16 protein-coding genes, 1 tRNA gene and 3 rRNA genes are annotated in these 26,756 nt (G+C 34.1%); 9 read left to right on the top strand and 11 right to left on the bottom strand.

Going from position 1 to position 26,756, the window contains the following annotated elements:
- Positions 1–369 precede the first annotated feature (369 nt).
- From rrf to DQN38_RS02485, 9 genes are all read right to left on the bottom strand, one after another.
- Positions 370–488, bottom strand: a 5S ribosomal RNA gene (gene rrf, locus DQN38_RS02525).
- 303 nt (positions 489–791) lie between these two features.
- Positions 792–3,822: ribosomal RNA gene (locus DQN38_RS02520) — 23S ribosomal RNA — on the bottom strand.
- Between the two features lie 588 nt (positions 3,823–4,410).
- Positions 4,411–4,486, bottom strand: a tRNA-Ala gene (locus DQN38_RS02515).
- A gap of 91 nt (positions 4,487–4,577) precedes the next feature.
- Positions 4,578–6,092, bottom strand: a 16S ribosomal RNA gene (locus tag DQN38_RS02510).
- The 16S, 23S and 5S rRNA genes sit together here with 1 tRNA gene alongside, the layout of an rRNA operon.
- A 468-nt stretch (positions 6,093–6,560) precedes the next feature.
- Complete coding sequence (locus tag DQN38_RS02505) at positions 6,561–7,850, bottom strand: YdgA family protein (RefSeq protein WP_111738165.1); 1,290 nt, start codon at positions 7,848–7,850, stop codon at positions 6,561–6,563.
- On the bottom strand, positions 7,847–8,416 hold the full coding sequence (locus DQN38_RS02500) for a DedA family protein (protein WP_038453010.1): 570 nt from the start codon (positions 8,414–8,416) through the stop codon (positions 7,847–7,849). The genes DQN38_RS02505 and DQN38_RS02500 overlap by 4 nt, the downstream gene beginning before the upstream one ends.
- An 8-nt stretch (positions 8,417–8,424) precedes the next feature.
- Entirely contained in the window at positions 8,425–9,009 is a 585-nt protein-coding gene (locus DQN38_RS02495; protein WP_011731848.1) for a lipid-binding SYLF domain-containing protein, read from the bottom strand.
- Positions 9,010–9,021: 12 nt separating this feature from the next.
- Positions 9,022–10,575 carry a ribonuclease Y gene (gene rny / locus DQN38_RS02490; RefSeq protein ID WP_002848839.1) on the bottom strand — a complete coding sequence of 518 codons (1,554 nt, stop codon included), beginning with the start codon at positions 10,573–10,575 and terminating at the stop codon, positions 9,022–9,024.
- Positions 10,508–11,137, bottom strand: coding sequence for a 5-formyltetrahydrofolate cyclo-ligase (locus DQN38_RS02485; protein WP_038453008.1), 630 nt, complete (start codon positions 11,135–11,137; stop codon positions 10,508–10,510). The genes rny and DQN38_RS02485 overlap by 68 nt, the downstream gene beginning before the upstream one ends.
- 52 nt (positions 11,138–11,189) lie before the next feature.
- Between DQN38_RS02485 and DQN38_RS02480 the strand changes: the two genes are divergently transcribed.
- From DQN38_RS02480 to radA, 3 genes are read left to right on the top strand one after another with little or no spacing between them, the layout of a single operon-like run.
- Positions 11,190–11,744, top strand: a complete 555-nt coding sequence (locus DQN38_RS02480; protein ID WP_002848826.1) for a TlpA family protein disulfide reductase — start codon at positions 11,190–11,192, stop codon at positions 11,742–11,744.
- Positions 11,744–12,613 carry a signal recognition particle-docking protein FtsY gene (gene ftsY / locus DQN38_RS02475; RefSeq protein WP_065844156.1) on the top strand — a complete coding sequence of 290 codons (870 nt, stop codon included), beginning with the start codon at positions 11,744–11,746 and terminating at the stop codon, positions 12,611–12,613. The genes DQN38_RS02480 and ftsY overlap by 1 nt, the downstream gene beginning before the upstream one ends.
- Entirely contained in the window at positions 12,613–13,953 is a 1,341-nt protein-coding gene (gene radA / locus DQN38_RS02470; RefSeq protein ID WP_002848822.1) for a DNA repair protein RadA, read from the top strand. The genes ftsY and radA overlap by 1 nt, the downstream gene beginning before the upstream one ends.
- A 3-nt stretch (positions 13,954–13,956) precedes the next feature.
- Here radA and DQN38_RS02465 read toward each other — a convergent pair whose 3' ends face one another.
- On the bottom strand, positions 13,957–15,270 hold the full coding sequence (locus DQN38_RS02465; protein WP_065844151.1) for a sugar transferase: 1,314 nt from the start codon (positions 15,268–15,270) through the stop codon (positions 13,957–13,959).
- Positions 15,242–16,357, bottom strand: a complete 1,116-nt coding sequence (locus DQN38_RS02460) for a glycosyltransferase (protein ID WP_111738164.1) — start codon at positions 16,355–16,357, stop codon at positions 15,242–15,244. The genes DQN38_RS02465 and DQN38_RS02460 overlap by 29 nt, the downstream gene beginning before the upstream one ends.
- Before the next feature lie 233 nt (positions 16,358–16,590).
- On the opposite strand from DQN38_RS02460, the gene DQN38_RS02455 reads away from it, so the two are divergent.
- From DQN38_RS02455 to DQN38_RS02430, 6 genes are all read left to right on the top strand, one after another.
- The gene (locus DQN38_RS02455; RefSeq protein ID WP_111738163.1) at positions 16,591–17,382 is read left to right on the top strand and encodes an ABC transporter permease; all 792 of its coding nucleotides are present in this window, start codon (positions 16,591–16,593) and stop codon (positions 17,380–17,382) included.
- Complete coding sequence (locus DQN38_RS02450) at positions 17,379–18,596, top strand: ABC transporter ATP-binding protein (RefSeq protein ID WP_152789374.1); 1,218 nt, start codon at positions 17,379–17,381, stop codon at positions 18,594–18,596. Before DQN38_RS02455 ends, DQN38_RS02450 begins: the two co-directional genes overlap by 4 nt.
- Positions 18,593–20,845 (top strand): methyltransferase domain-containing protein, encoded by a 2,253-nt coding sequence (locus DQN38_RS02445; protein WP_111738162.1) that lies wholly within the window; start codon positions 18,593–18,595, stop codon positions 20,843–20,845. The genes DQN38_RS02450 and DQN38_RS02445 overlap by 4 nt, the downstream gene beginning before the upstream one ends.
- The gene (locus DQN38_RS02440) at positions 20,833–21,918 is read left to right on the top strand and encodes a glycosyltransferase (RefSeq protein ID WP_111738161.1); all 1,086 of its coding nucleotides are present in this window, start codon (positions 20,833–20,835) and stop codon (positions 21,916–21,918) included. The genes DQN38_RS02445 and DQN38_RS02440 overlap by 13 nt, the downstream gene beginning before the upstream one ends.
- A complete protein-coding gene (gene gmd, locus DQN38_RS02435) occupies positions 21,915–22,946 on the top strand; it encodes a GDP-mannose 4,6-dehydratase (protein WP_065844250.1) in 1,032 nt (343 codons plus the stop codon). Before DQN38_RS02440 ends, gmd begins: the two co-directional genes overlap by 4 nt.
- A 257-nt stretch (positions 22,947–23,203) precedes the next feature.
- Positions 23,204–26,527, top strand: coding sequence for a cell surface protein (locus DQN38_RS02430; RefSeq protein ID WP_111738153.1), 3,324 nt, complete (start codon positions 23,204–23,206; stop codon positions 26,525–26,527).
- The last annotated feature ends 229 nt before the right edge of the window (positions 26,528–26,756 follow it).

The following is a 26,756-nucleotide window of genomic DNA, read 5'->3' as shown; positions in this document are numbered from 1 at the left end:
TATATTTCATTATAAGCTAGCAACCTAAAAAGCAAACTTAAATGTAATGCAAATATGATAAAAATATATATAAAGAGTATAATGGTAACACTACCTAATAATTTAATAAAATTTATCTATATAAATATATGATATAATATAAAATAATAAACTAACTATATTAAATTTAATTATAAAGATCTTATCAACCCGACAACAATTAGCCAAATTCATAAATATTTATATTGATTAAACTAATATCTGTTATTTGTCAATCATAAAACATTAGAAATAAGCTTTTAATTGATAAAACTTTTAATGAGAATAGATAGTTTGATTAATAATAAGTAGTTGATTGATTTAAATAATAAGAATTAAGCATAAACACAAAGCCCGCAGCGACCTACTTTTCCACATCCCAGTAAGAGAGAGTATCATCGGCCATGAAAAGCTTAGCTTCTTGGTTCGAGATGGAGCAAGGCGTTTCCTATTCACGTATAGCCACGGGCAGTGTTAAATAAAAGAATAAAAAATAGTTTAGCTATTCTCTTATTTAACACTGTTTGTTAAATAATCGTTAAAAGTCTTTTCGGTTTTAACTAGAGTAAAACTATTTTCTTTGCAAGGATCGTTTTAAGTTCTAAGATTAATTGAACTTTTTGCTAACTGTTTTTTTCGCTAGGCAAGGCAGATAAGTAAAAACAAAGGAGCGAACATAAAGTTCGTGACCGAAGTTTGAAACGTAATCTAACGTCGCATAGTAGAAAAAAGACAAAGCAAATTTATCCTTAACAAGGAAGTGATGCTTATATAAAGATAAGCAAACGAGCTATTAGTACTGGTCAGCTAAAGGACTTTCATCCATTACACACCCAGCCTATCAAACTAGTAGTCTACTAGAGCTCTTAAAAGAAGATTCATCTTGGAGTTGGCTTCGAGCTTAGATGCTTTCAGCTCTTATCTCATCCTAGCTTAGCTACCCAGCGATGCTCTTGGCAGAACAACTGGTACACCAGTGGCTAGTTCGACCCGGTCCTCTCGTACTAGGGTCAACTCTCCTCAATCTTCTTACGCCCACGGCAGATAGGGACCGAACTGTCTCACGACGTTCTGAACCCAGCTCGCGTACCGCTTTAAATGGCGAACAGCCATACCCTTGGGACCTGCTCCAGCCCCAGGATGCGATGAGCCGACATCGAGGTGCCAAACCTCCCCGTCGATGTGAGCTCTTGGGGGAGATCAGCCTGTTATCCCCGGGGTACCTTTTATCCTTTGAGCGATGGCCCTTCCACACAGAACCACCGGATCACTAAGACCGACTTTCGTCTCTGCTTGACGTGTATGTCTTGCAGTTAAGCTGGCTTATGCCTTTATACTCTACGAACGATTTCCAACCGTTCTGAGCCAACCTTTGTAAGCCTCCGTTACATTTTGGGAGGCGACCGCCCCAGTCAAACTACCCACCAGACATTGTCCTACCTAAGGATAACTTAGGCTAGTTAGCTACTCGAATAAAGAAGAGTGGTATCTCAACAATGGCTCACCATAAACCAGGGTCTATGGATCAAAGCCTCCCACCTATCCTGCGCATCTTTATCCAAATAGCAGTGTCAAGCTGTAGTAAAGGTCCACGGGGTCTTTCCGTCTTGCCGCGGGTAGGAGGAATTTTCACCTCCACTACAATTTCACTGGATCCCTCTTTGAGACAGCTCCCATCTCGTTACGCCATTCATGCAGGTCGGTATTTAACCGACAAGGAATTTCGCTACCTTAGGACCGTTATAGTTACGGCCGCCGTTTACTCGGGCTTCGATCAAATGCTTCGCATAGCTAACATCATCAATTAACCTTCGAGCACCGGGCAGGCGTCACACCCTATACATCCACTTACGTGTTAGCAGAGTGCTGTGTTTATGGTAAACAGTCGGGAGGGACTCTTTGTTGTAACCTTCTTTGCTTTGGGAGTGAATCTTAATACAAAGTTAGGCACACCTTATACCGAAGATACGGTGCTATTTTGCAGAGTTCCTTAAAGAGAGTTCTTCCACGCGCCTTAGAATACTCATCCCACCCACCTGTGTCGGTTTACGGTACGGGCAATTATTACTAAACTTAGAAACTTTTCTTGGCTCGATAGTATCATGGATTCTCAATCTACTCCGAAGAGCGTCATGAGCCTTTTAGGTCTCGGATAAAGAGTTACGGATTTGCCTATAACTCAACCTACACCCTTAGACTAGCACTTCCATCCGCTAGCTCCACTAACTTTAAGCGTCCTTCCATCGCACATAATAATTGGTATTGGAATATTAACCAATTTTCCATCGCATACCCCTTTCGGACTTTGCTTAGGACCCGACTAACCCTACGATGACGAGCATCGCGTAGGAAACCTTGGGTTTTCGGCGTTGATGATTCTCACATCAATTATCGCTACTCATGCCTGCATGCTCACTTCTATCCGCTCCAGCACTCCTTACCGGTATACCTTCAACGCTGAATAGAACGCTCTCCTACCACTTGCACTTAATTCTAATTACTTCTAATTATTTTAGCTAAACTATTTTCTCATAATTTAATTTATATGAGTGCAATTAAATTATGAGAAATATAACTTAAAAGCTCATAGCCAAATTTATAATTAGAATTAAGTGCAAGTCTAAAGCTTCGGTACTCATTTTAGCCCCGTTATATTTTCCGCGCAGAATCACTAGACCAGTGAGCTATTACGCTTTCTTTAAAGGATGGCTGCTTCTAAGCCAACCTCCTGGTTGTTTCAGTAACTCCACATCGTTTTCCACTTAAATGAGATTTAGGGACCTTAGCTGTTAGTCTGGGTTGTTCCCCTCTTGACGACGGATTTTATCACTCGCCGCCTGACTGCTGTGATTACGTTATAAGTATTCGGAGTTTGATAGGGTTTGGTACATTGGTATATGCCCTAGCCCATTCAGTGCTCTACCCCTTATAATTACGACACAACGCTATACCTAAATATATTTCGGAGAGAACCAGCTATCACGATGTTTGATTGGCCTTTCACCCCTATCCACAAGTCATCAGGAGCCTTTTCAACGGCCGTCTGTTCGGTCCTCCGCTGGCTCTTACACCAGTTTCAACCTGCTCATGGATAGATCACATCGTTTCGGGTCTGCAGCATCTGACTATACGCCCTATTAAGACTCGCTTTCGCTACGGCTCCGGGTTTCCTTAACCTCGCCAGACACCACAACTCGCAGGCTCATTATGCAAAAGGCAGTCCATCACACGTCATAAAGAATCGTGCTCTGAATGATTGTAAGCAAATGGTTTCAGGTTCTATTTCACTCTGATCACCTCAGTTCTTTTCACCTTTCCCTCACGGTACTTGTGCACTATCGGTCTAGTAGTAGTATTTAGGGTTGGAGAGTGGTCTCCCCAGCTTCAGACAGGATTTCACGTGTCCCGCCCTACTCAGGATACTGCTAAGTATAAACGCACTTTCATATACGGGACTATCACCCTCTATGGTCAACCTTTCCAGGTTATTCTATTAGTTTGTTTAAGTCTATGTTGCAGTCCTACAACCCCGTTAGTAAACTAACGGTTTGCCCTCTTACGCGTTCGCTCGCCGCTACTAGCGTAATCTCTTTTGATTTCTTTTCCTGTTGGTACTAAGATGTTTCAATTCCCAACGTTAGCTCCGCATTGCGGTAGTATATATCACTATATACTGGGTTGCCCCATTCAGAAATTCCCGGATCAAAGCCCCTTGACGGCTCCCCGAGACTTATCGCAGCCTGGCACGTCTTTCATCGCCTCTACTAGCCAAGGCATCCACCATTTGCTCTTAGTAGCTTACCTTTTTTAGTCTTCTCGCAAGAGCAAAGCTCTTGTTCCGATGGGAAGTGCAAGCACTCCCCCAACCGCCTAAAATACAACACAATAAAATATTGTGTTCATTTGCCTTAAAGACAAACTTAAATACTAAATTTGGTATTTCGGAATTGAGAAGTTTTTATATTTTTGTTTAGATTATTATTCTAATTTGCATCACTTCCTTGTTAAAGATAAAACAGATATATAAGATAATAAATTATTAAATTTAAAAGCTTAAATATTATGTTTGTTTTACAATATTTAAATATAGATTTATAAGACGGAAAGCATTAACTACTATTAAGTAAGTTTTAAAAGCTCAATAGCTTGTGATGTTAAATTTAATAATTAATCTATTGTAGTTATTGGGATAACAGATTTGGTGATTAATTACTTGCTAAAATTAGTCTATATTTAAAGCTTCAACAAGTCCTGTAAAATTGTTTTATTTTATTAAAACTTGATTGTGACTTTTAACAATGATATTTTAAATAACGTTTAGACTAAAGTCTAATGAGAAAGTTTAAATATAAAAATCAAGCTTTCTAATTAAACTTTTATAATATTAAACTATGGTGGAGAATAGCGGGATCGAACCGCTGACCTCCTGCGTGCAAAGCAGGCGCTCTCCCAGCTGAGCTAATTCCCCATGTCAATCCCTCAAACCTAAACAAGTGTGATTGAGCTATCGTATCTTTCTTTTACTAGTAGCTGTGAGACTTACTAGTATTGTACTCTAGAAAGGAGGTGATCCAACCGCAGGTTCTCCTACGGTTACCTTGTTACGACTTCACCCCAGTCGCTGATTCCACTGTGGGCGGTAGCTAGTTTAGCATTCCGACTTCGAGTGAAATCAACTCCCATGGTGTGACGGGCGGTGAGTACAAGACCCGGGAACGTATTCACCGTAGCATGGCTGATCTACGATTACTAGCGATTCCGGCTTCATGGAGTCGAGTTGCAGACTCCAATCCGAACTGGGACATATTTTATAGATTTGCTCCATCTCGCGATATTGCATCTCATTGTATATGCCATTGTAGCACGTGTGTCGCCCTGGGCATAAGGGCCATGATGACTTGACGTCGTCCACACCTTCCTCCTCCTTGCGAAGGCAGTCTATTTAGAGTGCTCAGCCGAACTGTTAGCAACTAAATACGTGGGTTGCGCTCGTTGCGGGACTTAACCCAACATCTCACGACACGAGCTGACGACAGCCGTGCAGCACCTGTCTCAACTTTCTAGCAAGCTAGCACTCTCTTATCTCTAAGAGATTAGTTGGATATCAAGCCCAGGTAAGGTTCTTCGCGTATCTTCGAATTAAACCACATGCTCCACCGCTTGTGCGGGTCCCCGTCTATTCCTTTGAGTTTTAATCTTGCGACCGTACTCCCCAGGCGGTATACTTAATCCGTTAGGTGCATTACTGCCGTGACTAGCACAGCAACAACTAGTATACATCGTTTAGAGCGTGGACTACCAGGGTATCTAATCCTGTTTGCTCCCCACGCTTTCACGCATTAGCGTCAGTTGAGTTCCAGCAGATCGCCTTCGCAATGGGTATTCCTGGTGATCTCTACGGATTTTACCCCTACACCACCAATTCCATCTGCCTCTCCCTCACTCTAGATTATCAGTTTCTCAAGCAGTTTAACAGTTAAGCTGTTAGATTTCACAAAAGACTTGATAATCCGCCTACGCGTCCTTTACGCCCAGTGATTCCGAGTAACGCTTGCACCCTCCGTATTACCGCGGCTGCTGGCACGGAGTTAGCCGGTGCTTATTCGTTAGGTACCGTCATGGTTCTTCCCTAACAAAAGGAGTTTACGCTCCGAAAAGTGTCATCCTCCACGCGGCGTTGCTGCTTCAGGGTTTCCCCCATTGAGCAATATTCCCTACTGCTGCCTCCCGTAGGAGTCTGGACCGTGTCTCAGTTCCAGTGTGACTGATCATCCTCTCAGACCAGTTATGCGTCAAAGCCTTGGTAAGCCATTACCTTACCAACTAGCTGATACAATATAGTCTCATCCTACACCGAAAAACTTTCCCGACTTAACTTATGTTAAGAAGGAGTATGGAGTATTAGCAGTCATTTCTAACTGTTGTCCTCCAGTGTAGGGCAGATTAACTATACATTACTCACCCGTGCGCCACTAAGTATTAAAAGAGCAAGCTCTCTTAATACTCCGTTCGACTTGCATGTATTAGGCACGCCGCCAGCGTTCACTCTGAGCCAGGATCAAACTCTCCATAAAAAAATCTTCTCTAGCAGTTTAGCAAGCTAAACTTAAGAAGTAATACTAAAGACAAAGATTGCAAAAGCAATCTAAATTTAATGTTTTAGCTTAGAGCTAAAACAGATCTTTAGATAATTAATGATTATGAAGTTTTTAATCTAAAAAACTTTTTAATGTTTTTATATATTAATAAGTATAAAGATAATATAATTACTCTATACTAATATAGAACTAACTTTAAAATTAGTTCTGGCTCAATCGATCACTTGTTTAGATTTCAAAGATTGACTATAAAAATAGTTTAACATTTATAAATTTAAAAAACATCGAAAATAAAAAGGATTTCTAACTAGAAGAGTTAAAAGGTCTTTCCCGTTTCGTGAGTTGGAATTATACAAGAGTAGTGCTTAAAGGAGGCTTAAAATTATGAGTAAATTTGAGAGAGATGAAAAAAGTGGGGGGGGGTGGGACGAATCCCAACAAATATCAACGAAGTACCGAGTTCAAAGGCACTAAACTGTTAAATATTATATCATCTTTATTTTTGCTTAGCTCAAAATCTGCTTTATAGCCATTTCCAGACTCAATCAAAATACCGTTTTCTATAAGATAATCTTCATAAGATTTCGTCATTAAAAGCCATGGAGATACGCTAGATAACCTATTTGTAGTAATTAAATTTCCGGTGAAATTTGAATAATTTAAAATATCTTTTGGTTTTATCATATTTCGTGCATTATCAAACCAAAATGAAAAATCAAACGCAAATTTATCTCCGTCTTTGCTCTCAAAACTAAAATTAGTTATATCAAATTTTGGATCTCGTTTAACTATATCTAATAGTTTATTTTCTATATCGGATATCGAGCTATTGTTTGTTGCGGCTTCTATAATATACCGACAAGCTTCCATATCTATCGAGCTTACGCTGGTAATTAAATTAATATTATTTAAACTCAAACCGCTACTATCTAGCGATTTTATATCTAAATTTAAATTTGAATCAAAAATACCATTATTGGTTTTTAAATTACTAATAATAGAAATATCGTCTATATTAAAACCGATGAGTCCTGAATTTACCAATACTTTAGACAAGTTTAATTTAGAATTATTATCAAATATACCATACTTATCAAAATCGGCAAAATTTATTTCGCTCGGATAACTTATAGAGTATTCTAAATTTAAAAGCTGAACAAAAAGTCCGCTTTGTGAAAATTTTATATCATCTCCGAAAAATGATATTTTACTGATTTTATTGCCGTTTAAACTTACATCAAAAATGATTTTATCACTAATAAGCCGACTATATTCATCTTGAAAATTCATAGGAAGTATTTGGAGTTTAAAATCTAAATTTGAACTTTTTAATCCAGTGTTTGCAGATATCAAAATAGGTTTATTCATACCAAAAATTTCGGAAATAATTTTTTTATCAATAGGATTTATCACCTCAACAGTACCGTTTATATCAATACCGTTTAAAATAGAAAATAGAAAATAACTGCTTTTAAAATTTACATTTATCTTTAAACTTTCATTATTTTCTTTAGAAATACTACTCAAAAATAGATCTTTAGTATCTAAATCAAATGATAAATTCTGGCTAAAAATACCATTACTTTGGTTTATATTTGAAATAACTACATTTTGATTTTGTTTAAGCGAGTCTAGAATCATATTTGACATAGATTTGGCATAGTTGCAAACATAAAATTGAAAAATTAAACACAGAGTTAAAACAGCTAATAAAATATATATGATTTTTCTCATATTTTGTTCCTTTTTTTAGTCGCAAAACTAAAATATATCCAGATAATACCAAGCAAAACTACCATCAAAACAGGGAAGAAGAACACGCTATCGCCAAAATAATTAGCAAGTCTACTTACGAGATCGCCTGCTAAATAGCTAAGAAGTCCTAGAGAAACTGCCCATAATATAGAACAAATAGCATTTATAATGCTAAATTTTTTCATACTATATTTTGTAAGCCCGATAGCTAAAGGAACTAGAGTTTTTAATCCATAAATGTATTTTTTAATGAAAATTATCTTATCTCCGTATTTTTTAAATAAAATTTGAGCTAAAGCTAACTTTCTTTTATGCGATTTAAAATACGGCAAAATAGCTTGCTTATTATATCTACCAAGATAAAAAAGTATACTATCACCAATAAAATTTGAAATAGCAGCGATAACTATACAAGTAGTAAGATCTAGTTTCCCAGCATAACTAAGAAGCCCGGCAGCTATGATCGCTACCATGCCTCCTCCAAGAGTATAAAAAAACAAAATTATATATCCATAAGCCGATAGGCTATTTAACATCTCTTGCATATAAAACCTTAGTTCATAAATGCTTCTATCAAAGCGTTAAATCCGTAAGAATTTATATCAAATTTAGATCTATCGTCTAAAGTTATAACCGAACCGCCAAGTTTTGCTCCGGCAAAAAATCCGCTATTATTTGAATACGCATACATATCGTTTGAGAACGTGAAATCACTCATTTTTCCTCTATTTGCCCCGCTATCCATAAAACTGATAGAAGCATCGGCTCCTACTGTAAATTTAGTATCTTTGATATCTTGAATAATGCTTTTTTTAAGTACGTAAATAACTAAATAACTACTCTCATAACCTGCTTGCAAACCAAGACTTGCGCCTCCTATTTTTACACCGATAGGCATCCAGCCATCACTCTGTTTTACCATCATAACGCCGCGCCCGACTGTTGCGCCTAGTATAAATCCCGCTTTTACAAATTTAGGAAAAACTAGTATGGCGCTTGATTTTTCTATTAGTTGAGCAGAAGGTACGCTATTTGTTTGCAAAACTACCTTATAGGCATTTGCACTATCTAGCAAAAGTTCATCATTTGCAAATAATATACTAAAACAAAAAACTATACCTAAAAATATTTTTTTCAAATTTACTCCTATTTATTTAGCAAATTCTATAGCTCTAAGCTCTCTGATAACATTTACTTTTATTTCACCCGGATACTGAATTTTATCTTGAATTTCTTCAGCTATCTCTTTTGCTAAAAGTACCGCTTCATCGTCATTTACAAGCTTTGCATTTGCTATAACTCTTATCTCTCGACCAGCATTTATAGCGTAAGCACCTTTTATTCCTTCTTTGCTTATTGCTATCGATTCTATCTCTTCTACTCTTTTTAAGAAGCTCTCAAGAACTTCTCTTCTAGCTCCGGGACGTGCTGCAGAAAGTGCATCCGCTGCACATACTGCGGCACATTCTACACTTAAAGCCTCTTCATGTCCATGGTGAGCATAAATAGCATTTATGACAACCGGATGCTCTTTATAGCGTTTGCAAATTTCGGCTCCTAAATCAACATGACTTCCTTCATATTCATGAGTTAAAGCTTTTCCTATATCATGTAAAATTCCGGCTCTTTTTGCCAACTTTTCATCTCCGCCGGTCTCTGCTGCTATAATGCCAGATAAATGTGCAACTTCGAGACTATGAGCAAGTGCATTTTGGCCATAACTAGCTCTAAATTTAAGTTTTCCTATCAATTTAACAATTTCCGGATGAACTTTGCTAATACCAAGATCTATAAGAATGTTTTCACCTTCTTCAAGTATACTTGCTTCAAACTCATCACAGACTTTTTTATGAATTTCTTCTATTCTTGCAGGTTGAATTCTTCCATCTTCAACCAAAAGTTCAATCACTCTAGTAGCTATCGCTCGTCTATATAGATTAAAACTCGACAAAATAATAGCATGAGGAGTATCGTCTATAATAACATCTACTCCAAGCACCATTTCAAGAGTTTTGATATTTCTGCCCTCTTTTCCTATAATACGACCTTTAAGCTCATCATTTTTGATATTTACAACATTTATTAAACGTTCAGCTGCAAACTCTCCTGCATATCTGCTAGTAGCTTGAGCTAATATATAATTTGCTCTTTTTTTCGCTTCTTTTTTCGCTTCTTCTTCGTATTTTCTAACGATATGTGCTATTTCGGCTCTGCTTTTTTCTTCTACTTTTCTTAAAACCATATTTTTAGCCTCATCTTCAGTGAGACCTGCTACATGTTCTAGTACTTTCAAAGTTTCGCTAAGTTTATCTTGATATGCAATTTTCAAGTTCAAACCCTCCTCATAAAGAGTTTTTGCTTGATTTTGAGATTTTTCTAACTCGTCTTTGCTATTTTTTAAAATTTCTTGTTCATTTAAAATAGCATGCTCTTTTTTAGAGATATCATCTAGCTTTTGATTATACTCCTTTTGAAGTCTACTGCCTTTTTCTTCATAACGTTTTTTAGCTTCAAACTCAGCCTCATTTACCTTAACTTTAGCATCTTTTAAGATACTTTCAGCTTCAAATTCTATGGCTTTTGCTTTTGCTTTTGCCTGTTCTAAAAAGATACTATAATTTGCATCATTTATCTTTTTAGCCACAAGATATCCAGCGCCGATCCCGATGAGTCCAGCGCCGATCCCTACTACAACTTCTATCATAACTAACCTTTTTAATATATTTTTTTGTAGGGGTTATATAAAAATCACACGTTATATCGTGTAAACTGCAAATTTTTTCTTTAATATAAAAATCCTCTATTTGGACAAAAACAGTTATAGGCGTATATGAAAGCTCAGCAAAAAATCTATCGTAATACCCCATTCCGTGTCCTATCCTAGCCATATTTCCGTCAACCCCAACCACAGGAATAACAGCTAGATCAATACTTTTTAAAAAAGCATTTGAATTGTTTGCCTCTTTAACATTAAATTTAGATATTTTAAAAGGCAGTCTCAATTTTACCATTTTTAAACTTTTATCTACCATAAAAGGGATAAAGATATTATGATTTTTAGATAGTTTTCGTCTTAGTTTCAACAGATCTGGTTCATATGCAAGAGGCGTAAAAATAAGCACATTACGCACTTTAAGATGCTTTATTAAATTTAAAAGTTCATTGTTGATTTTATAGCTAAAAGATTTTGCTCTAAATTTAATAATTTTTCTCAATTTCTCTTTTGCAAATTTTCTATAACTACTTTTTTCAAATTTAACGACCATTTTATAAACTTTTTGTATAATATAATCTCATTTTGACCCTTTAGGAAACCATATGAAATCAAGAAGCTTAATTATAGCATTTTTACTTATCTTTGCATACGGATGTAGCAAAGAAGGAAAAAACGAAGAAACAGCGATGGAAGGAAGCAGCAGTGCAGTTATAGGTGAAGATTATAGCAGAGCATTTTCACTATCTTTAAATAGCGGAGAAACTTTATATATGCAAAGAAATCAAAAAGGCTTTGATATAGAAGACAACAACAAAGCTGTTTTATTTGCATTTTTTGCGACTTGGTGTCCTCCTTGCAAAGCAGAAATACCGTATCTTGTAAATTTACAAGATAAATTTGAAAAAAATCTAAGAGTAGTTGGCGTTTTAATGGAAGATAGAACTAATGACGAGATTAAAGAATTTATCAAAATGTACAATATAAATTACGATATAGCTTACGGCGACAATAATTACTTTTTTGCTAAAGCTCTTGGAGGAGTTGTCGGGATACCTTTTATGGTGCTGTATTATCCAGATGGAAAGTATGCAAATGCATACACTGGAATGGTTCCTTTGGAGATGTTAGAATCTGATGTGAAAAAGGTAATTTTATAATGTTTGGATTTCTAAAAAAGGGTTTAGAAAAAACTATAAACGCAGTTGCCTCCAATAGACCACAAGACAAAAAAATAACAAAAGATATTCTCGAAGAGCTACTACTAGAAGCCGACGTACCATATGAAATCACTGAAGAAATAATCTACTACCTGCCTCCAAAAGATATAGTAAGCAAAGATGATTTGACTAGAGTTATGCAGACTTATTTTTTATATGATAACAAAAAAATCGAAGCAAAACCATTTATTCAAATGATAATCGGAGTTAATGGAGCTGGAAAAACAACAACTATAGCAAAACTTGCAAATTTATATAAAACTAGCGGCAAAAGTGTACTTTTAGGTGCTAGTGATACATTTAGGGCAGGAGCCGTAGAACAGATAAAACTCTGGGCAAACAAATTAGACGTGCCTATAATAGCCTCATCTCAAGGACATGATCCTGCAGCAGTAGCTTTTGATACTATTAGCTCGGCAGTCGCTAAAAGATATGATTACGCGATAATAGATACTGCAGGAAGACTTCAAAACCAAAAAAATTTAGCAAGCGAACTAGAAAAAATAGTTAGAATATCAAATAAAGCATTTGAGGGCGCTCCGCATCAAAAAATTCTAGTTCTTGATAGTACACAAGGCAGTGCCGGAGTCGCTCAAGCAAAAGCTTTTAACGATATAGTTAAAATAGACGGAGTTATAATAACAAAATTAGACGGCACTTCAAAAGGCGGAGCACTATTTGGCGTAGCAAGAGAGCTCGAGCTTCCTATATTATATATAGGCGTTGGTGAGCGCATGGAAGATCTTATTAAATTTGATGCAAAAGAGTTTGTAGATACTATATGTGACGCCATATACTTGGATAAATAATGGCAAAAGTTAAAACAATATTTGAGTGCGAGGCGTGCGGAAATCAACAAAGCAAATGGATGGGTAAATGCCCTGGGTGCGGTGCTTGGGAAAGTTTTGTAGAGCTTAGTAGTGAACAGATAAAAGCTATAAAAGAAATTTCAAAACCATCTGTTAGTACTGCGAATGCAAAACCTATAACACAGATAGAAATAGAAAAAATTTCACGTCAAAGCACAGGCGACGCCGAACTTGATCTTGTTTTAGGAGGCGGAGTAGTAAATGGCTCATTAGTATTAATAGGCGGAAGTCCGGGAATAGGCAAATCAACCCTTCTTTTAAAAATCGGTTCAAATTTAGCAAATAGCGGTGAAAAAGTACTATACGTAAGTGGAGAAGAAAGCTCCACTCAGATCAAGCTTAGAGCTAACAGACTAGATGCAAATAGTGAAAATTTATATCTTTTAACAGAGATAAATCTGGATTCTATTTTGGCTGAAATATCGAAAAAAGAGTACAAAGTATTGATAATAGACTCTATACAAACTTTATATAGCGATAAAATCACTTCTGCCCCCGGATCAATCTCGCAAATACGCGAAATCACCTTTGAGCTTATGCGTCTTGCAAAAAGAGAGGATATATCTGTTTTTATAATAGGTCATATCACAAAAGAAGGTTCGATAGCAGGACCAAGAATACTTGAACATATGGTTGATGTAGTGCTATATTTTGAAGGAGATAATAGCACGGAGCTTAGAATGCTGCGTGGATTTAAAAATAGATTTGGTTCTACTAGCGAAGTTGGAATATTCGAGATGAAAAGTTCAGGACTAATTAGCTCTAAAGATGCTACCAGTAAATTTTTTACAAGAGGAATTGCTATAAGCGGATCTGCCATAACCGTCACCATGGAAGGAAGTCGCGCACTCATAGTAGAAATTCAAGCTCTAGTCTGTGAAAGCAACTATCCAAAAAGAAGTTCAACCGGATTTGATAAAAATCGCCTTGATATGATACTTGCTTTATTAGAGCGAAAACTTGAAATTCCGCTTGGGCATTATGACGTATTTATAAACGTAACTGGCGGCGTAAAGATAAACGAAACTGCTTGTGATCTAGCGGTAGTAGCGGCTATAATATCAAGTTTTAGAAACAGGCCTATCAGCAAAGAGAGTTTATTTATAGGAGAACTGAGTTTAAACGGCGAAATAAGAGAGATTTTCAATCTTGATACAAGGCTAAAAGAGGCTAGTATGCAAAAATTTAAAAACGTAGTTGCTCCAAACAAACCGATAGAAGACTCAAAATTAAAAATATTTGTAGCAAAAGAGATATCTCAAGTATTAGAGTGGATGTAAAAACTATTTAGCACCGCTTCTTAAAATAACGCTTTTAAACGTTTTTATAAGTATAATGATATCATTATATAATGACCAATTTTTTACATACCATACATCAAGCTTTACCCTAGTTTCAAAATCCGTATCGCTTCTACCGCTTACTTGCCAAAGTCCGGTGATTCCCGGTCTTAAAGCAAGTATAAGATAACGATCCTTGCCCATTTGATGGCGTTCATTGATCATATACGGTCTAGGTCCTACAACGCTCATTTCAAATTTAATAACATTAAAAAGCTGAGGCAGCTCATCAAGTGAAGTAGCACGCAAAAAAGCTCCTATTTTTGTAATTCGAGGGTCGTTTTTAAATTTATGATATTTGGCGTAATAAGCGACCTCATCCGGATTATTTTTCAAAAACTCATCCATAAAACTTTGATCGCTTTTCATAGTTCTAAGCTTGAAACATTTAAATATTTTACCGTCTTTACCGAGTCTATTTTGTGCAAAAAATACCTTTTCATGGGGCTCTGCTATTTTCATAGCCAAAACAATAACTCCTAAAACGATAGAAAAAATAGGTAATAAAATAATAAAAATTATAAAATCAAGCAGCATTTTAAGCAGCGCATTTATAGGATTTAAAAGCGAGTTTTCTATGCTAAAAAGGCTAGTTCTCGAGTTAAATATACTATATATAGTAGAGCAAGAAAAATCATACTCTTTTAAAACCGGAGTAAATATAATCTCTCTATGATTTTTTAAATTTTGCTCGACTATTTTATTTAGCATAACAGCGTTTAATCCATTGCTACATACAAAAAGCGTTTCGTAATCTTTGTCCGATTTTATATAACCTAAATAGTGATTTTCAAAAACAGACTCTTCGAATTCGCCGCTTTGTCCCATAATTCTAGCCGGTTTTTTCCATAATCCAGTGTGATATAAAACTCTTTTTAGTATAAATTTACTAATGGGTAAAAAAAACACCATAAACAAAAAACTAAGTACAAAAACAGGTCTTGGAAAATCTAAGTTTGAGCTTGTCAAAACAAACAAAATAATAGCCGCGCCGAAAAAACAGTTACGCAAAGCTACTCTACTTTCGTGCCAAAAATCAAATCTTTTCGTATATAGTTGGCTATAAAAAAATAGTAAAATATTAATAGCATAAAAAACATATAAACTACCTATATAAACACTTTCACCGCTAAACAAATTTACTAAATAACTAGCTAAAATAAGCGATAAATAAATTACCGAAGCATCACTTAAAACCAGAAAAGATGAGGCTATGAAGCTTTTTAGCTTACCCGTTTTTAAATTTTTCGTATTCATTATTTACATACTCGTTTATAGATTTTTTAAATTTATCTTTTGAAAATTTAAGTGCATTTTGTCTTATCAAATTTGGATCAAATTTATCTATATTTTTTTCAAATTCTACTATAGCTGCGTTTAAACTATCCTCGTTTTGTTCGCAAAATAAATTACCGCAAACGCCCTCTTCTACGCTTTCACAAGCTCCTCCTTTTTTTAATGCTATAACAGGAGTACCGCACGCCATCGCCTCTACTACGCTAATACCAAAGTCCTCTACGGCGGCAAATACAAACGCTCTTGCACCTTGTAAATACTGCTTTAAGTTTTGGCTGCTTTGAAAACCAACTAATTCAATATTTTTTTTGGCTAAAACTTTTAAATTTTGCATCTCCTCGCCATCGCCTATCACTACTAATTTTTTACCGTTTTTGTTAAAAGCCCTTATTATAACGTCAACTTTTTTATAGGCTACCAACCTTGAGCAAGTAACGTAATAGTCATCTTTATCGCTATTTAACGTAAAACTATCCGTATCTACGGGCGGATATATAACATCTGCTTTTCTTGAGTAAATTTTCTCTATCCTAGAAGCTATAAATTTAGAGTTTGCAATGATTTTATCGGCTCTATTTGCGCTTACATAATCCCACATTCTAATACGATACAAAAACCATTTTACAAGCATCGCTTTAAGTCCGCTATTAAGCTTATGTTCATTTAAATACGAATGATACATATCCCACGCATACCTTATAGGAGTATGCATATAGCAGATATGAAATTGTTTGTGATTTGTTAAAATTCCTTTTGCTACGCAATGCGAACTAGATAGCACAAGATCATATTCATTTAAATCAAACTGCTCGATAGCATAAGGAAAAAATGGTAGATAATTTCTAAATTTAGATTTTGAAAAAGGTAAATTTTGTATAAAACTAACAGATGCTTTTTTGCCCTTTAAAATGACGCTTCTATCCGTATCATTTAAAAAATCCACAAGCGAAAAAATATCAAAATCATTCCAAATATCAGTGAAGCTTTCTACACATCTTTCAGCTCCGCTATATTTATCCAACCAGTCACAAACCAACGCTTTTTTCAAATTTAAACCTTCAGAAATCTTTAAATTTATTATACCATAAACTACCTAAACTTGTAAAATAAAATTAAACAAGCTTTTTCAGTAAGTATTTCTTTTAATCTCAATATATTTATATCCATAGTTATTATCTGATTTTAATCTCTTTTATAGTAAAATCACCATAAATTTGAAAATTATGGGGATGTTTTGAATAAATATCAAATATATTACAAACAAATAAAGTCTAATAAAGTATGAAACAGATACTGGAAATTTGGACATATAAATACTTTATATGCTCATCCATAAAAACAGATTTTATCTCACGATTTACTAGAAGTAAACTTGGTGGGTTATGGATAATAATAAATCCATTAATGCAGGTTTTAATGTATGCTATCGTATTATCTTCGGTACTGTCTTCTAAGCTACCTGGAATCGATAATAAATATTCATATGCAATATATCTTATAGCCGGAATGCTTTTTTGGTCACTTTTTAATGAAATATTTTTAAGATGCGTAGACGTATTCGTTTCAAATGCAAATATAATAAAAAAAATACCGTTTCCAAAACTATGTTTACCGATAATTGCATCTGGAACGGCAATTATAAACAATATTATATTTTTTTTAACAATGATAATTGTATTTTTATTTTTAGGTCACGATATAGGAATAAATTTAATATATATACCGTTACTAGCAATTTTAACAATACTTTTAGCTCTTAGCGGAGGTATGCTTTTTGGTATTATAAATGTATTTGTAAGAGACGTATCGCAGATTATGTCTATAGCGATACAATTTTTATTTTGGTTTACTCCTATAGTATATATGATAAATATACTACCTCAAAAATACTATAAATTTATATATATAAATCCCTTAACATCTATAGCAGAAGGATATCACCAGATCATATTGTACAATAAAGCGCCAGATCTAGGTACTCTTTTATACCCATTTTTACTAACTGTATGTGTGGCTTGCTTAGCTATATTTATATACAATAAAGCAGACGAAGAAATGGCAGACGTATTATGATAGCATTAAAAGTAGAATCTCTAAATAAAATTTATAAAAGCTATGAAAGCAACATATCTCGCATTGTTACTTGGTTTGGACTAAAACATAACTCTTCACGCGATATATCTATATTAAAAGATATAAATTTTGAAATACATTCCGGACAAACAGTAGGTTTGATAGGTCAAAATGGAGCCGGTAAAAGCACTCTGCTAAAAATAATTACAGGTACATTAAAACCAACATCTGCGAATATCACAATCAATGGTAAAATATCATCTATATTAGAACTTGGAATGGGATTTAGCGGCGAGCTTACAGGAAGACAAAACGCATATCATTCAGCAGGACTTATGGGTTATAGAAAAAAAGAGATAGATGAAGTTATATCATATATAGAAGATTTTGCCGAAATTGGTGAATATTTTGATAAACCGGTTAGATTATACAGCAGCGGTATGCAGATGCGATTAGCCTTTGCTATAGTTACTGCAAAAAGACCTGAAATTTTGATAATAGATGAAGCTTTATCTGTAGGAGATATATATTTTCAACATAAAAGTTTTAGTAAAATACGAGAATTTAGCAAAGCGGGGACTACTTTGCTTATTGTATCACACGATCTTATGGCTATACAATCAATATGCCAAAGAGCCATACTATTGGACAAGGGTCAAATTTTAAAAGATGATACGCCTGATGTTGTTTTAGACTTTTATAATGCCATGATATCTAAAAAACAAAGCAATCACATCGTCCAACAAAAGTTAAGTAACGGAAAAATCAAAACTACCTCAGGCAGTAAAGATGCAAATATCATAGACGCTTATATTATAAATCATAAAGGTGTTAAAACATCGGATCTAGAAACTTGTGAATCAATAACTCTTAAACTACAAATTAAAATAAACAAAGATATAGATGATCTAGTTCTTGGATTTATCATAAAAGATAGATTCGGACTTACTATGTATGGTACAAATACGCACCACTTAGGTAAGACTTTAGTAAATTTAAAAAAAGGTGAGATTTTAAATTACTCTTTTGATTTTAAATTAAACTTAGGATCTGGTTCATACTCATTCTCGGCCGCTCTTCACTCCGGTGATAGTCATTTGGAACAAAACTACGAATGGAGTGATAATATATTAATAATAAATGTAAAAAACACATTATATCCATATTTTAACGGCTGTGTGTTTTTAGAGCCAAATTTAAGGATAGATAAGTGAGTGATTTTTATAAATATTTAGAAGATAATTTACGCGGAAGTAGTGAAAATATACAAAATAGGCTTAATTTTTATATTCCATTTTTAAAAGCCATAAAACAAGATAATGAACTAGAAGTCATAGATATAGGTTGTGGACGAGGAGAATTTATAGAGCTTTTAATTATGAACAATATAAAAGCGACAGGATATGATATCGATGAACAGATGATAAAAGGCGCTAAAGAAAAAGGCTTAAATGTTATGCTAAAAGATGCTTTAACCGCATTAAAAGAGCATAAAAATAACTCAGTAGATGCCATAACAGGATTTCAAATAGCAGAACATTTAGAATTTGGTTTATTAGAAAATATTATAAAAGAGAGCTTAAGAATATTAAAAGATAACGGAATTTTGATACTAGAAACCCCAAACCCTGAAAATATATATGTAGCTACAAACGGTTTTTATCTTGATCCTACACATATCCATCCTTTACCTATGGAATTGTTAGTAAATCTTACTGCGTATTGTGGATTTGAAAAGATAAAAGTAGCTAGATTAAACGAAACTACTCCCAAACAAAATGTAAAAGATTTAGTATTACTGACAAGTCCAGATTATGCTTTAATAGCACAAAAAAAAGATAATAAAAAACTAGATGCGCTATTTAATATAAACTATGGAATCAGCTTTGATGATGTATTTGATAAATTTGACTCTTGTTATGCTAAATTTGATTTAGTAGATAAATTGCAATCAGATATAACATACCTTAAAAAAGAAAACGAAGAGCTGCAAAAAATATTACAACCGATAAAGAAATGCTATTATTTTTACCACTGGTTTATACTAGGAGCTAAATCGTGGATACTATTTACCCCAAATAGTAGGCCAAGACGGATAATAAGAGAAATAAACAAAAAAACTATAAACAAATTAGAATCTACAATAAAAAGCAATTTAATATTAAAAAAATCTATTAAAAAAATGCTATCTACCTTCCCTGCTCTAAACCCTGCCGTCCAGAAACTAAGACTATATGGTAAAAATGAGTTTATTGCACAAAATCAAGGTAAAATTATTAAATTTATTGATTATAGGATATCAGATGATAGATTATTAAATTTAAAATTAAAACAGACTGATAAGATAATACAAACTTTCAGCTCAATATCTATCATAGGACATTTTAAAGGTAGCTATAGTTTGGCTATCGTAAATAAAAATATATTGAAATCTCTTGATGATTTTTCAAATTTAGATATCTCTGTATCGCCGTACGAAGAACAAAAAGAGTTAAAATCAGACGATCCGTACTTAAATAAATTTATAAAAACAACAAATAGCGATATAACAATATATCATCACTATCCTCTGATAAAAAATACCGATAAAAATAGCTTTTGCATAGCCCTATTTTTTTGGGAAGAGTCTAAAATTCCACAAAATACCATAGACGAATTAAATGCAAACTATAACGCTATAATAGTATCATCGTATTTTATAAAAAAAGTTCTTATAGACAATGGTTGTACTACCACTATAAAGGTTGTAAATATACCGATAATAGAGTTCAAGACTAAAAATCCAACAGTATTTCATAAAGATATAAAGTTATTTCATATATCATCATGTTTTCCTAGAAAAGGTGCAGATATACTGCTTTGCGCATTCAATGAACTTTGCAAAAACAATGAATTTAAATTCACTCTTACCATAAAAACATTTTATAACCCACATAATAATATAAAACAACTACTTAACTCATTAGTAGATAAAAAATATCAAAATAGAGTAAATATAATATTCGACGAATTAAGCCAAGATAAGATTTTAAAACTATATGAAGAAGCAGATATCATTGTTTTACCTACTAGAGGCGAAGGACTAAACTATCCAGCAATAGAAGGAGCCATATCTCAAAAACCGATCATTGCTACTGGATATAGCGCACATACAGACTTTTTAGATAGTTTTGCAAACTATATAGACTTTAACTATGCAAAATCTGAATCGCATGTAAGTTCGTCTTATTCCGTATGGGCAAATCCGAGCGTAAAAAGCCTAAAAGAGCAAATTTTAAAAATATCCAAAATGCCGAAAGATGAACTATTTCAAAAAACTAGCGTGTTAAAAAATAGTTTGGAAAAAATGTTTTTTGGAAAAAATGCTGTAAATAACTTTATCTCATCTATATCTGCATTAAAATCATATGAGCCATTACAAAAAAACTATAATATATCTATAGTAAGCACGTGGGGGGGGTAAGATGCGGTATAGCTGGATATTCAAAATATTTATGTAGTGAATTATCAAAAATTACAGATATAAAAATACTATCATGGTCAGACTCTTTAGATAATGATTATCAAAAGATAGACAAACGAAATTGGTCCGTAGCTTCATTTAACAACAGTGACGTCGTATGGTTTCAATACCATATAGCATTTTTTGATTTAGATAAAAGCTTTGCAAATTTAATAAAATCACTAAACAACATAGGCAAAACAACCCTTATAACTCTGCATTCTACAAAACAATATCTATATATGGATGATAGTATTAAAAAAGATGTTTCAGATACCCTTTTTCTTTTCGATAGAGTTTTTGTACACTCCATAGATGATTTAAACAACCTAAAATCAATCGGTATAGTTGATAATGTTACCCTGTTTCCTCAAGGAATCGTTAAACAAGATATAAGTGAAAATCAAAAAGAAAAAAATATCAATAAAGAATTTACAATAGGCTTTTTTGGATTTCTATTTCCTCATAAAGGAGTCAGCAATCTATTAAAAGCGTTTATTAAATTTGAAAAAGATCATCCGTTAACAAAGTTGGTTTGCTTAAGCTCTCTTAGATCAGATCATCCGTTATCTTTATCCGAATATAAACTATGCAAATCAATCATAGACAACAGTGCAATAGAAGATAAAATAGAATGGCAAACAGACTTTTTAGATGATGATATAGTGCAAAATAAGCTATCAAAATGCGATATTATAGTGCTTCCGTATGGAATTACGGATGAAAGTAGCAGTGCCGCAGCAAGGTCTTGTATGTGTTGCTCCAAAATAGTAGCCGTATCTCCTAGTACAATTTTTGATGAGTTAAGAGATATGACATTTCAAATAAAAGGATTTAAAATAGATAATATAGTAGATTTGTTAAACGAAGCTTATAATGGATTCTCAAATGATCAAACTAAAATTGTTTTAGAGAATAGACAAAAATGGCTAAATGAAACAAACTGGCAAACTCTAGCTAATAGATATTATAAAATCATACTAGCAATTAGAAATGATAAAAATTTTATAAACCAAACAAAAGGATTATTATGAAAACAGTACTTATTACAGGCGTTACAGGACAAGACGGAGCATACTTATCAAGATATCTTCTAGATCTAGGATATAAAGTATACGGAGGTTTTAGAAGAGCAGCAAGCACAAATTTATGGAGACTAAATGAGCTAAATTTAACGAATGAACCGCAATTTAGCCTTATAGAACTAGACATAACAGATCCTGTAAGCTGTATCAATGCTATCAAAACATCAAAACCAGATGAAATTTATAACCTTGCCGCACAAAGCTTTGTAGGTATAAGCTTTAATGAACCACTGCACACATCATACGCATCTGGCATAGCGGTTTTAAACCTTTTAGAAGCTATAAGACTAACAAATAAATCTATAAAATTCTATCAAGCAGGAACATCAGAGATGTTTGGCAAGGTTCAAACCATACCGCAAACAGAAAAAACACCATTTTATCCACGCTCTCCTTATGGAGTAGCTAAGTTATATGGTCATTTTATGACTATAAATTATCGTGAAAGTTATGATATATTCGCTAGCTGCGGAATATTATTTAACCATGAAAGTCCTTTAAGGGGGCTGGAATTTGTGACTAGAAAGATCACAAATACAGCAGCTAAAATCGCTCTAAAAAAAGTTGATTGCTTAGAATTAGGCAACCTAGATGCCAAACGCGACTGGGGATATGCTAAAGATTATGTAGAAGGAATGTATGCCATATTGCAACATACAAATGCAGATACATTTGTTTTAGCATCTAATAAAACAACTACAGTAAGAGATTTCGTAAAAATGAGCTTTGAAGCTCTAGATATTCCACTTACATTTGAAGGAAGCGGAGAGAATGAAGTAGCTAGAGATAAGCAAGGAAATATATTGGTAAAAGTAAATCCTAAATTTTTCCGTCCGGCTGAAGTTGATTTGCTTATAGGCGACGCATCAAAAGCTAAAACTGCTTTAAACTGGCAAGCTAAAACAAATTTAGACGAACTCTGCTCCATGATGGTAAAAGCCGATCTAAAAAGAATACAAAACGGTTTTGAATTTTGAATTTAGAATATATAAATTTATAAACAAAAACAATTCAAGAAGCCATATTTTCCGGCTTCTTTTCATTTATCCTTTTATATAATTCTTTTAATCATCTAATTATATTAATACTCCTCTTTTTCATTCCACCATTATAATTTAAAATAATACCTTATTTAACCAAATACTCTTTGATACCTTGTAAGTATAATAATAAAGTATAAGACTAGTTAGTGTTTGTTTGTCTGGATTTTATTTTATTTTATTAAGGAGTTCGTATGATTTCAAAATCAGAAGTTTCAGAGCTATTTATAGTTCTTTTTGGAAGACCTACAGAGGGTGAAGGTAATACTTATTGGGTAAATGAGAGTAGTGCTAATGGATGGGGTATGATTGAGACATCTAATGCTATACTTAATTTAGATATTACTAAGAGTTTTCTTGGCGAGACTTTAAATAATAATGAGTCGTTTGTAAAGCATTTATTTAAGAATGCTGTTAATTTAACTGAGTTTGTTAGTGATGAGCAAAAAGCTGGTCTTAAGTATTGGGTTGATCTTTTAGATAATGGTACAGTAAGTAAGGCTGATTTAGTAGGACACTTCGTGAATGCTGCTAAAGATCCTAGTAATGCTGGGGCTAATCAAGATCTATTTAATAATAAGGTAATTGTTAGTAATTATGTTGCTGATACTATAGCTAAACTTCCACTTGATGGTCTTACTCCTGATCAACAAAATGCTTTAATACAAAAGACTGTTGATATAATTAATAATGTTACTAGTAATAGTAGTAGTGTTGAGAGTGCTAAGGGTGAGGTTGATGGGTTAAAAGAGAGTATAGATGAGGCTGGTTTAAATAAGATAGCTCTTACTACTGAGAATGATACTATTACTGGTACTGAGGGTGGAGATCTTATTAGTGGGGTGGTAGGTACTGCTGCTGAGAGTACTTTAAATCCTGGGGATAAGATAGATGGTGGTGCTGGTAATGATGTGCTTAAGGTAGATTTGAAGAATAACTTCAAAGGCCTAAAAGATGACGGCTACATCAAAAATATAGAAAAACTATCTTTAACTAATAGTAGTGTTTCAAACAGAACATTCGACGCTAAAGGTATAGATGGATTGCAAACAGTTGCGTTAAGTGGCGAAAAAGGAATTAGCGTTACTAATCTTGCTAATATAGTAGATGTTGAGCTTACTAACCTAAAAGCTGATAAATTCAATGTAGATTCTATATATGCGGATAAAGTGCTTGATGGTTCAGCTGATGTGCAAAATTTAAAAGTAAATGGTGTTGGTGCTAAAGGTGCTAGCGTAGCAATAACTGCCGATAAGATAGAAACTCTAAATTTAAATACTACAGGAAGCCAAAGCTTTGTAAGTGCTGATGTGGCAAGTATATCTGTAAAAGGAAACGCAAATCTATCTTTAGCAACAGGAGCAAAAACTACTACTTTAGATGCTTCTAGCTTCGGTGGAGCTTTGGATGCAGATTTAAGCACATCAGCTAGTGTTACTAGTATTAAAGGTGGAAATGGTAATGATAAGATAACTATAAAAGATGTTGCAGTAAACGTAGCAATTGATGGTGGCGCTGGAAATGACGAGCTAGTTATCAAAGGAAGCACTGCTGACACACTTCAACCGACTTTAACAAATATAGAAAAAGTTACTGTAGACGGTAATACTAAAGATTTAACTCTATCATTGAAAAAAGCTCAGAGCGTAACAGAGTTAAGCTTTAAAAATATAGCTAAAACTGTTACTGAGTCAAACGGAAACGTAGAGACAGTTAATATCTTGGCAAATAATGCTACTGATAAAGCAGTAACTATCAATGACGAGAGTTTAAAAACAATTAACTTTTCAGATGTTGATGATAAGGGAGCTAGCGTAGCAGCAAAAGGTAAAATAGTAGCCGATAAAGCAACCGAGCTTACAATTAACTCAAATAAAGTAACAGCTGCTGCTGATGCCGTAGTTCAAGCTGCAAATGCTACAAAAATAGATATAAACGCAGCTAAAGATACTGTTGGTTTAACTCTTGGCGGTGTAGCTAAATTAACTGATTTAACCGTAAATAATAAAGGTGCGTTTGCATTAACAGGCGCAAATGCTACGGATCTTGATTCGGTAAAAAATCTTAGCGTAAATACCGAAGGAGCATTTAGCATAGCTACTGCTACAAGCTTGAAAAACTTAAATAACTTAAGCTTAAACGGAGTTTCTGCTGATTTAAACAGTGTTAACGTAGGAACTGCTACTTTAGCATCTTTAGAAGCAAATATAAATGTAAGCGGAGAGTTTAAACTAGGAACGACTACTGCAAAAGGCGATGTAGACTTTAATATAGAAAATGTTGGAGCATTAACTTTAGGAGCTATAACTTCATCAACAGGAAATGCTAGTGTGATCATCTCTTCAGCTACTGGAAATGTTACTTTAGGAGCCGTATCAGCAACTCAAGGTAATCTAACTCTAAATGCAGGAAATACTCTAGGAAACATTACTATAGGAGCTCTTGCTGGTGATATAGTAAGCGTAGATCTAGGTGGTGTTTTAGGGACTATAAATAGCGCTTCTGGTAATAAAGTAGAAATTACTTCAAACGAAGTTACTTATGTAGGTTCAGAGATCAGTAAAAACGTAGTAGAGATAACTGCCGCAGCCGGCGGTACTGATTTAAATGCTCAAGTAATAGGTGGGGCCGCTGCAGATGATGCATTAACAATAATAGGTAAAGGCGATACTCAAACTATAACCGCTAGCGGAGATTTAAGTGGTGGAACTTTAACTCTTACTTTAACGGATGCTACTAAACTAAGTAGTTTGGATATAAGCGGGGTTAAGGGTATAACAGGTAATGTTGCAATCGAACTAGGTAAAGCAGTACAAGGTAATAAAACAGATGTAAGCGTACAAGGTAGCGACGCTGCTGAACAAATAACATATACTTCAGCTGCGAGTCTTACAGATATAAAAATATCTGGCGATCTAGGAGCAGGAGCTAACACTATAACCGTTACTCCAGACACTGCTGCAGCAGATTTAAAAACTATAGATCTAAGCGGATTAAGCGCTACTGGCGGAACTCTTGCTAGTACGATTACTCTTGTTGCTGCAAATACGGCTATTACTTCTGTTAAGGGTAGCTTAGGTGCCGATACTATCACAGTGGTATCTGAAAATAAAGCAGTAGCTATAGATTTAGGAAAAGATACTGCGGTAGATAAGGTAGATGTAAGCTCAACTAAAATATCAGATAAGACAAACGATGCCTCTATAAAAGCTGATTTAGTAAGTATAACTAACGCTTTATCCGGAGATCAAATAGTACTAAAAGGTGCTACTAGCATAAAAGATAGAGGAGATTTATCTGGCGAAGCTAATTTGTTAGCTGCATTAGCTAAATTAGGCGAAGGCAAAGATGGAACTGTAGTTGCTACTACTGCTGAAGTATTTACTTATAAAGGAAATACTTATGTAGTCGATGCTGCAGGAGATGCTGCATTTGCCAATAATGACATATTAATAGAATTAACAGGTATCGTTACATTTAATGACACTGTTGATGCTAATACAATCACAGTAGCTTAACGACTTTTTGATTAAAACCTTAATAAAAATAGTAGATAGTTTTTTGCTAGAGGAGCCTTTAAATAGGCTCCTTGAATTGTTTTAAATTTAACTACTCTATAGTTTGTTTTTAAATTTATATATTTTAGCTTTTTTAAATTTGACTAGCTTATTTAGCTACTTTAAATTCTTTTAAATGTGATTTTAAATTTAACTACTTTTAATTGATTAAATTTAATAGCTTTATATT

This window comes from Campylobacter fetus subsp. fetus, assembly GCF_900475935.1.
Lineage (GTDB): Bacteria > Campylobacterota > Campylobacteria > Campylobacterales > Campylobacteraceae > Campylobacter > Campylobacter fetus.
The sequence above is the reverse complement of the archived record's forward strand: the minus strand, read 5'-3'. Positions and strand labels throughout refer to the sequence as shown.